The sequence below is a fragment of the Sphingorhabdus sp. genome (genome assembly GCF_046596595.1).
In the GTDB taxonomy this organism is placed as follows: domain Bacteria; phylum Pseudomonadota; class Alphaproteobacteria; order Sphingomonadales; family Sphingomonadaceae; genus Sphingorhabdus_B.
In genome coordinates this window covers 42,926-51,623 of sequence record NZ_JBKJMB010000109.1, presented here as the reverse complement: position 1 = coordinate 51,623, position 8,698 = coordinate 42,926, and the positions used below count along the sequence as shown (strand labels likewise).

At 55.4% G+C, this 8,698-nt stretch carries 7 protein-coding genes, 1 tRNA gene and 1 pseudogene; 5 read left to right on the top strand and 4 right to left on the bottom strand.

Features of this window, described 5'->3' with window-relative positions; all coding sequences use genetic code 11:
• Positions 1-30 precede the first annotated feature (30 nt).
• Both ACLL9E_RS10985 and ACLL9E_RS10980 read left to right on the top strand, forming a co-directional pair.
• A tRNA-Ser gene (locus ACLL9E_RS10985) sits at positions 31-123 on the top strand.
• Between the two features lie 37 nt (positions 124-160).
• Positions 161-1,426 (top strand): tetratricopeptide repeat protein, encoded by a 1,266-nt coding sequence (locus tag ACLL9E_RS10980; RefSeq protein WP_411291770.1) that lies wholly within the window; start codon positions 161-163, stop codon positions 1,424-1,426.
• 156 nt (positions 1,427-1,582) lie between these two features.
• Here ACLL9E_RS10980 and ACLL9E_RS10975 read toward each other — a convergent pair.
• The 3 genes and pseudogenes from ACLL9E_RS10975 to yghU form a co-directional block, all read right to left on the bottom strand.
• Positions 1,583-1,971 (bottom strand): annotated as a pseudogene (locus tag ACLL9E_RS10975) (cupin domain-containing protein).
• A gap of 75 nt (positions 1,972-2,046) precedes the next feature.
• The gene (locus ACLL9E_RS10970) at positions 2,047-2,427 is read right to left on the bottom strand and encodes a VOC family protein (protein ID WP_411291769.1); all 381 of its coding nucleotides are present in this window, start codon (positions 2,425-2,427) and stop codon (positions 2,047-2,049) included.
• 52 nt (positions 2,428-2,479) lie between these two features.
• Entirely contained in the window at positions 2,480-3,361 is an 882-nt protein-coding gene (yghU, locus tag ACLL9E_RS10965; protein WP_411291768.1) for a glutathione-dependent disulfide-bond oxidoreductase, read from the bottom strand.
• Positions 3,362-3,564: 203 nt separating this feature from the next.
• Between yghU and ACLL9E_RS10960 the strand changes: the two genes are divergently transcribed.
• Positions 3,565-4,245 (top strand): crotonase/enoyl-CoA hydratase family protein, encoded by a 681-nt coding sequence (locus ACLL9E_RS10960; protein ID WP_411291767.1) that lies wholly within the window; start codon positions 3,565-3,567, stop codon positions 4,243-4,245.
• 3 nt (positions 4,246-4,248) lie between these two features.
• Here the strand turns inward: ACLL9E_RS10960 and ACLL9E_RS10955 are convergent, their stop codons facing one another.
• The gene (locus ACLL9E_RS10955; RefSeq protein ID WP_411291766.1) at positions 4,249-6,048 is read right to left on the bottom strand and encodes an aminopeptidase P family protein; all 1,800 of its coding nucleotides are present in this window, start codon (positions 6,046-6,048) and stop codon (positions 4,249-4,251) included.
• Between the two features lie 126 nt (positions 6,049-6,174).
• Here ACLL9E_RS10955 and ACLL9E_RS10950 point away from each other — a divergent pair, with 126 nt between their 5' ends.
• Together ACLL9E_RS10950 and ACLL9E_RS10945 are read left to right on the top strand one after the other, a co-directional pair.
• Complete coding sequence (locus ACLL9E_RS10950; RefSeq protein WP_411291775.1) at positions 6,175-8,259, top strand: S9 family peptidase; 2,085 nt, start codon at positions 6,175-6,177, stop codon at positions 8,257-8,259.
• A complete protein-coding gene (locus ACLL9E_RS10945; protein ID WP_411291765.1) occupies positions 8,256-8,648 on the top strand; it encodes an acyl-CoA thioesterase in 393 nt (130 codons plus the stop codon). Before ACLL9E_RS10950 ends, ACLL9E_RS10945 begins: the two co-directional genes overlap by 4 nt.
• Positions 8,649-8,698 lie beyond the last annotated feature (50 nt).

The following is an 8,698-nucleotide window of genomic DNA, read 5'->3' as shown; positions in this document are numbered from 1 at the left end:
CCGCTATAGGCCGCCGATGCCAAGCGCACAGGAGACGTGGGTGAGTGGCTGAAACCAACGGTTTGCTAAACCGTCGTACTGGTAAATCCGGTACCGAGGGTTCGAATCCCTCCGTCTCCGCCAATTTGTGGCCTTCTCAAAGGTGAAACGCGCAAAACCGATGTCGAGAAAACGTATAGGCCCTTCGCGATTTGCGGCGTTGCGCACAAAGCCGCCGTTGTTCTGGGTAAAAATTGCCGTCATCTCGGTCGTCACTGCCTATCTTGCGTGGCTTTCGTTTATCCACGCTGTTGCCAATATCACTTGGGACCAGAATTCCGACGTAGCGCTCTCTTATGTGCCCGATCATCCATTGGCCTTGTCGCGCAAGGCAGATGAATTATTTGCCGCAAAGCAAGATCCGGAGACACTTGCCAAAGTGGAAGCGATGGCAAAGCAGTCGTTGCGTGGTGGTGCGCTGAATCCCGTTGCCATAAGGCTTTTGGGCTATGTCGCCGACGTGCGGGGTGACACCGACAAAGCGCGTGAACTCATGCTCCTGTCGCAAAAAGTCTCGCGTCGCGACTTTGGTACCCAGCTGTGGCTGATTGAAGATGCAGTGGCGCGCGGTGACAAGAAACAGGCGCTCTACCATTATGACATCGCGCTGCGGACGACGCCAAGCAGCTTTCCGATATTGTTTCCGACATTGACCGGGGCAATTAGCGATCCCGAAGTGCGCGTAGCACTTGCTCCCATTGTTCGGCAGGCACCGGTGTGGTTGCCTGCCTATCTCAGCGAAGCGATCAACACTGTTGAAAACCCGGCCAATCTGGCGGACGTTCTGGTGAAGGCAGGTGGTCTGCCCGATAACGTTACCTATCGGGGCATTTCCAATGCCCTGCTCGTTCAGTTGGCGTCAAAGAACAAATTTCCCGCTTTCCGGCAATATTATCTAAGCCTGAAGGGCAGCAATCGTGCCGCATTCCAGTCTGCGTCACTCACCAAAAATACCGTCAACGTGCGTTATTCGGCGGTTGGATGGCAGGTAGTGGAAAGTCCTGGAATCGGCGGGTCATTCTCACAGCCAGATAGTAAGGGGCGCTTAGCGCTATCGGCCTTTGCCGGCTCAGGCGAACGCGGCGAGGTGATGCGCAAGCTGTTATTCCTCGATCCTGGAAGCTATCGTTTTCAAGCACAATTTTCGGCGCAGGACGGTGTCTCGGACGCGGAAATCCGTTGGGATCTTCAATGTATTACCGCGGAGGGTAACGTTGCAAAATGGTTTGTGACGACGCCAGTCCGCGCAGGTAATTTTGCCCAAATGCAGGATTTTTCTATCGGCAATGATTGCAGGAACCAGATACTCATTTTGCAGGCAGCGGGGGGTAGCAACCAGCTTGGCGCAGAGTTTACCTTGCGGTCGATAAATATCACGCCGCGATGAGGAAAAGCGAGCTTGGCCGGAGATTCCGGCCAAGCTCTTTAGGAGAGGGCGCCCTCCTAAAGTCAGATGCCCTTGGGTCGCATCTTCTGTATACGATAGAATTCGTTACGAATGTATGACTCGGTGAAAGGCCCGATTTTCGCACTTTAGCAGCCGCTAACGCGACCGGTGTTCGGTGCCTAAGCCTGCCGTGATGAATAACGCCGTCGCTTCGCCAACAATATCGGCAGTGTGCCAGCAGCCAGGTGGGTTAACGGCATATTCGCCTGCACCGATGGTGGCGGATGCTGTCGATCCATCGGCATGCTGCTGATGCAGGGTTATTTGCCCCGACAGGCAAACTACTACCTCATCGCCCAAAGGGTGCATTTCCCAACTGTCCCAGTTTTCCGAAAAGCGGTGCATTGTCACCAGCCGCCCTCGGCTCCGTCGCTTGCATTCCGCTCTCCGTAAGCCTCATACCAATCCATGCCGGTAAACGGCGGTTGGGGAATAGCGGTCGCGCCAAGGCCAAGATGCAGCGGATTTTCAAACAGACTAGGCATGGCAAAATTCCCGGAAATCTAAGGAAGGCGGCTCCCTAAGCAGTATCAGGCTAAAAGGTATCAGGCCAAACGCGGTCAGGCGGCATCCGGGCCCATGACGAAGGCGTTCAACTTGTTACCGTCGGGGTCGCGGAAATACCCTGCATAGAATCCTTCGCCGCGCGCGCCCGGAGGCCCTTCACAGGTCCCGCCATTGGCAAGCGCAATGTCATAAAGCCGCTGTACCTGATCCTTGTCCCTCGCGGCCAGCGCGACCATTACGCCGTTACCGACGCTCGCCGGCTTGCCATCAAACGGCTTGGTAAGACCAATGCCAGCCGCATCGCCGGGTTTGCCCCAGGCGATAAAGCCATCAAACTCCATCATACGCGGCGTATCCAACTCCGCACCAATCGCGTCGTAAAAAACCGCAGCGCGCGGCAAGTCGTTGGTCCCCAAAGTAACGTAGCCAATCATCGAATCACTCCTCCAAATGATAAGAGAACATTACAGGAACATCTGGGAAAAGTCAATCGGTTTTGGGCGCTATCTTGTCCTGCGTCTTTGTGTCGAAATCGCTTGCATCATGGCGTTCATGCAATTGGCTTGCAGGATCGCCCATCACCCGGTTGACCATGCGGCCGCGCTTGACTGCCGGACGTTCGGCAATCAAATCCGTCCAGCGGATAACATTCTTATATTCGTGGACCGACAGAAACTCCCCCGCATCGTAGATGAGTCCTTTCACCAACGCGCCATACCAGGGCCAGATCGCCATGTCGGCAATGGTGTAACTGTCTCCTGCCATATATGCGCGATCGGCAAGGTTGCGGTCGAGTACGTCCAGCTGCCGTTTTACCTCCATGGCGAAGCGGTCAATCGCATATTCGAATTTGAACGGCGCATAGGCATAAAAATGACCAAATCCGCCGCCTAAATATGGCGCGCTGCCCATTTGCCACATTAGCCAGTTGATCGTTTCGGTGCGGGCGTGATGCTCGGTCGGCAGAAACGCACCGAATTTCTCCGCCAAATACATAAGGATTGACCCAGATTCGAACACCCGCGTCGGCTCTGGCGTTGAATGGTCGAACAATGCGGGGATTTTGGAATTGGGATTCGCTTCGACAAAGCCGCTGGAAAACTGGTTTCCATCGCGAATGTTGACGAGCCAAGCGTCATATTCTGCGCCCTGATGGCCTAAGGCGAGCAACTCCTCAAGCATCACAGTCACCTTGACGCCATTGGGCGTGGCAAGCGAATAAAGCTGCAGCGGATGCTTACCTACGGGGCGGGGCTTGTCATGCGTAGCACCGGCTAAAGGCCGATTGATGTTGGCAAATTGGCCGCCATTTTCGGTGTTCCATTCCCAGACCTTATCTGGGGTATAGTCGGAAAAAGTCTGAGTCATGCGAGGGATCTCTTCCTGGGATAATTGGGATTATTGTTAGTGTGGTGTCGATGCGACCATGCGTCAAGTTCGGCGATACCTCCGCACCCTGTCATCCCCGACTTGATCGGGGATGACAGTTAAAGCCAGTGATCCAAAATCAGTTTGACGGGCACGTAAAGCATGGCTTTAGTCCCCCGATTGAAACTAGGGAGAGAGCCGATATGTCCGCTACTGTCGAAATCATCAACGACATTGCGTTGATCCGCATGGACGATGGCAAGGCAAACGCCATAAACTTCGAAATGGTTGCGGCGTTGAACATCGCGCTCGACACGGCCGAGACAAGTGCAAAAGCAATCGTTCTGGCTGGGCGCGATGGACGGTTTTCGGGCGGTTTTGACCTGAATGCATTTGCAAGCCTTGGCGCCGATGGCGTGTATAAATTGCTTGATGCAGGCGCCGAGTTGCTCCTGCGCCTTTACGGTGGTCCGCTGCCCGTGGTTGCCGCCTGCACTGGGCATGCAATCGCGATGGGCGTGTTTATCCTTCACGCGTGCGATACGCGGATTGGGACCGCGGGCGATTACAAGATTGGCGCAAACGAAGCCATCACCGGCATGAACCTACCGATTTTCGCCATGGAGCTGGCGCGCGATCGCTTGAATCCGTCGCACCTCACGCGCGCGATGATTCAGGGATTCATCTATAATCCGCAAAGTGCATTGGAGGCAGGCTATCTCGACATGCTCGCCGAAGTCGGGGAGGTTGAAGCCAAAGCCATGGCCGTGGCGGGTCAGCTCGCGCAATTGCCCGGCCCGGCTTATGCCTGGAACAAGAAATCCATGCGCAAGCCGACGCTCGACCGCGTTCGCGCGAGCCTAGGCGCGCATCACAAGGTTTGACCCTTACAACGGTGCGCAGGCTTGCGTTACCCATGTCAGCGCCTCGCCTTCCAGTTGGGGGCCGACAATCTGCAGTACCTTCGCATGATAATCATTCCACCAGCGCAGTTCATCGGCGTTGAGCAGGCTGGTATCGATTAAAGTCTTGTCAATCGGCGCAAAGGTAAGCGTTTCGAACCCGAAATAGCGGCCTTCTGCGCCGTTGATTTCGCGTTCCTCGACGAGCACGAGATTTTCGATGCGAATGCCATATTCGCCTTGCTTGTAATATCCCGGCTCGTTCGACAGGATCATGCCAGCCTGCAGTGGCTCGTCGCTGCCCGCTTGTCCGCCTGCAAATTTCGCAATTCGTTGCGGACCTTCATGGACGGCAAGGAAACTGCCGACGCCGTGGCCAGTGCCGTGGGCGTAATCGAGGCCTGCCTGCCACAAGGACGCGCGCGCGAGCGTGTCGAGTTGTGCGCCCCTTGTGCCTTCGGGGAAGATAGCGGTAGCCAAGGCAATGTGGCCCTTGAGCACGCGCGTGAAGCGATCTGTCATTTCTGCCGTCGGCTCGCCAGGACCGACCCAGATAGTGCGGGTAACGTCAGTCGTGCCGTCGAGATATTGCCCACCACTGTCGACCAAGTAGACACTGTTGGGTTCAATCGCGCGGTTGGTCGTTTCATCGACCTTATAATGGCAATGCGCGCCATTTGGACCCGTGGCGGAAATCGTGTCGAAGGACAGGTCCTTGAGCATACCAGTGTCTTCACGGAAAGCCTTGAGCCGTGCAGCAGCCGACAGTTCGTTCAGTCCACCCTGATATGCGGTTTCGCTCATCCAATGGAGGAAGCGGCTTAAGGCAGCACCATCGCGCGATTGCGCGGCGCGGTGGCCGGATTGTTCAATCGGGTTTTTAACGGCTTTAGGCAAAATTGTGGGATCGCGCGCCTCTACGATAAACGCGCCACCACTTTGCAGTGCGCCGAAAATGGCGGCGACGGCTCGGTCGGGGTCAACGCCCACGCGTTTGCCGCTCATTGACCGAAGTTCGGGAACGAAATCGGACGGACTACGCAAACGAACCGCATTGCCAAGATGCGCGCGGACGGCGTCATCGACCTTTTCCGGCGCAACAAACAGGTCAGCGGTGCCATCGGCATGGGCAAGCACAAAACTCAGCGCAACAGGCGTGTTCGATACATCGGACCCACGCACATTAAGCAGCCATGCCACCGAATCCAGCGCCGAAATGACTGTGCTGTCGAGGTTATTTGCCGTCAGCCATTCTGCAACTGCGGCACGTTTTTCGGCGCTGCTTTGTCCGGCATAACGGTTGTCATGTACCATCAGCTTGGCGTCGCTTTTCTGCGGCTGATCGGCCCAGACCATGTCGATTGGATTGCTTTTGACCGCAACCAGTTCAGCGCCCTTCGCTGCCAATGCCTTGGTCGCGCTTTCGACCCAGCCTTTGGTGTGGACCCATGCGTCATAGCCGATACGCGCGCCATTGGGGGCGTGATCTTTCAGCCAGTCGGATATGCTGGTTTGTGGCACGCCGACATATTGCCAATTCTTGCCATCGACCTGTTCGCGCACCTGAAGCGTATAGCGGCCATCTGTGAAGATCGCGGCTTCCTCCGAGAGCACAACCGCGGAACCGGCCGAGCCACCAAAGCCCGTCAGCCAACCCAGCCGCTGCGCATAATCGCCGACATATTCGGACATATGTTCATCGCAAATTGGCACGACGAAACCGTCGAGCTGTTCTTTCCTGAGTTGCGCGCGGAGTGCAGCGAGACGGGCTTCATAGGTAGACATGTCGGACTTCCGTTCATATGGTTACAGGAACCATATAAGCGAGGATGCCATTTCATGAAAGCACTGCTCCCACTCATTTTTGCAACCAGTGCATTATCTTCGCCCGCAATTGCCCAGAAAGAACCCATGACCGAAAAAGCCGCTGCCGAAATCAAGCCTCCCATTGCCGCCAAGCGCCCACATCAGGCCACCTATCATGGTGTAACTTTGACCGATGATTATCACTGGTTGAAGGATCAAAGCTATCCAACGATTGATGATGCCGAGATATTGGCGCATCTGAATGCAGAAAACGCCTTTTTCGAAGCACAAATGGCCCCGCAGGCGCAGCTGACCGAAACGATTTTTCAGGAAATGAAGGGCCGAGTCAAAGAGGACGACAGCACCGTTCCGCAAAAAGATAGCGACTATATTTATTGGTCGAAATTCGAAGAAGGCGCGCAATATCGCAAGCATTACCGCAAGGCCGTGGCTGGCGGTTCGGATGAGCTCATTCTTGACGAAAATGAACTTGCGAAAGACAAAGCCTATTTCCGCCTGGGCGCAGCCGAGATCAGTCCGGATGGAAAAATACTGGCTTATGCCTATGATGACAATGGCTCGGAACGGTTTGACCTGCATTTCCGCAATCTTGCAACTGGCGAGAAGTTGACTGATGTCATCCCCGGAACCTTATCGGGTATCGTATGGTCTTCAGACAACAAGGGCGTGGTTTACGGCCTTGCCAACGAAAACTGGCGTACGGACAATGCCTGGTATCACAGGCTGGGTGAGGAACTGACGAAGGCGAAGTTGCTCTATAAGGAACAGGATATCGGCTTTGGCGTCGGTGTTGGTCTGACCGCGCAGGAAGACTGGATCGTCATCGGCGCAGGCGATAATGTGACAAGCGAAGTGCGGCTGGTGCCGGCAAGCGATCCGACCGCGACGCCTATCATGGTGTCTCCGCGCAAAACCGGACGGCAATACAGCGTCGATGTCCGCGACGGGACGTTATATGTGCTCACCAATGATGACCATGTGAACTTTCGCGTGGCCACGGCCAACATGAAGGCACCTGGCGACTGGAAGACACTCATTGCGGGTTCCGACCGCCATTATTTGACTGGTCTGTCGCTGTTCAAGAATTTCTATGTCACTGAAGGCCGCACCGACGGGCTCGATCAGGTTGAAATTCGCGATTATGCGGACACAGCAAAGGTACGCGCGATCGCGTTTCCCGAAGCAAGCTATGATGCGGCGCTTGGTGACAATCCCGAATATGATGTGACAAAGTTGCGGCTCGGCTATGAATCAATGGTCACACCTGACACGGTGTTCGACTATCATCTGGCGGACGGCCGGTTGGAAACACTGAAGGTGCAGGAAATCCCAAGTGGATATGATGCGCGCCAATATGTGACCGAGCGCGTTATGATTACGGCGCGCGATGGTACTAAGGTGCCGGTGTCGATCCTGACCAAAAAAGGCTTCAAAAAAGACGGCAGCCAACCGCTTCATCTCTATGCCTATGGCGCTTATGGCTATGCAACGCCGCCGGGCTTTAGTGCCAACCGCCTGTCGATGGTCGATCGTGGATTTGCCTATGCGATCGCGCATATTCGTGGCGGCGATGACTTGGGCTATCAATGGTATCTCGACGGAAAACTGACGAAGCGAACCAACACCTTCAACGATTTCGTCGACGCGGCGACGGGATTGATTGACCTGAGCTTCACCAGCAAAGGCAAGGTTACCGCAAGCGGTGGCAGCGCTGGCGGCGAACTGATGGGCGCTGTGGTCAATCAGGCGCCCGAACTGTTTGGCGCTGTGGTCAGCCATGTTGCGTTCGTCGATGTGCTGAACACAATGCTCGACAAGGACCTGCCGTTGACGCCGGGCGAATGGCCTGAATGGGGCAACCCGATTATCGACAAGGCCGCGTTCGATTATATTCGCAGCTATTCGCCGTATGATAATGTCGAGGCCAAAGCCTATCCGCCAATGCTGTGGACTGCGGGATTGAACGACCCGCGGGTGACATATTGGGAGCCAGCAAAAATGGTCGCCAAATTACGCGACATGAAAACCGACGATAATGTGCTGCTGCTCAAAACCAATATGGGTGCAGGGCATGGCGGCAAGTCAGGGCGATTTGAGCGCTTGCGCGAAAATGCCGAAGAAGCTGCGTTCATCCTGTGGCAGATGGGGATGGCCAAGCCGAACAAATGACGCCATTTGAGATCACCTTCACCGCAGTGCCCGGCGACATTGACGAGCTTGGGCATGTCAACAATGCGGTGTGGGTGCGGTGGATCCAGGATATGGCGACGTCGCATTGGCAGGCAGTCGCCCACCCTGAACATATTGCTGCTTATTTCTGGGTCGTGACGCGGCACGAGATTGATTATCGCGGAAATATCGCTGCGGGTGAAAGCGTGACAGGACGGACCTGGATTGAGCGCGCGCCCAAGGGCGCACAATTTGACCGGCGCGTGGATTTCGTCGATGGCCATGGCAAGGTTATTGTCCGCGCGAATACGACCTGGGCGATGATTGATAAGGCGACGGGTAGGCTGGCACGCGTGCGGCCGGAGATTTCTGCGCCGTTTATGGGGTGACGGGAATATTGAATAAAAGGTTGTCACCCTGAACTTGTTTCAGGGTCTAT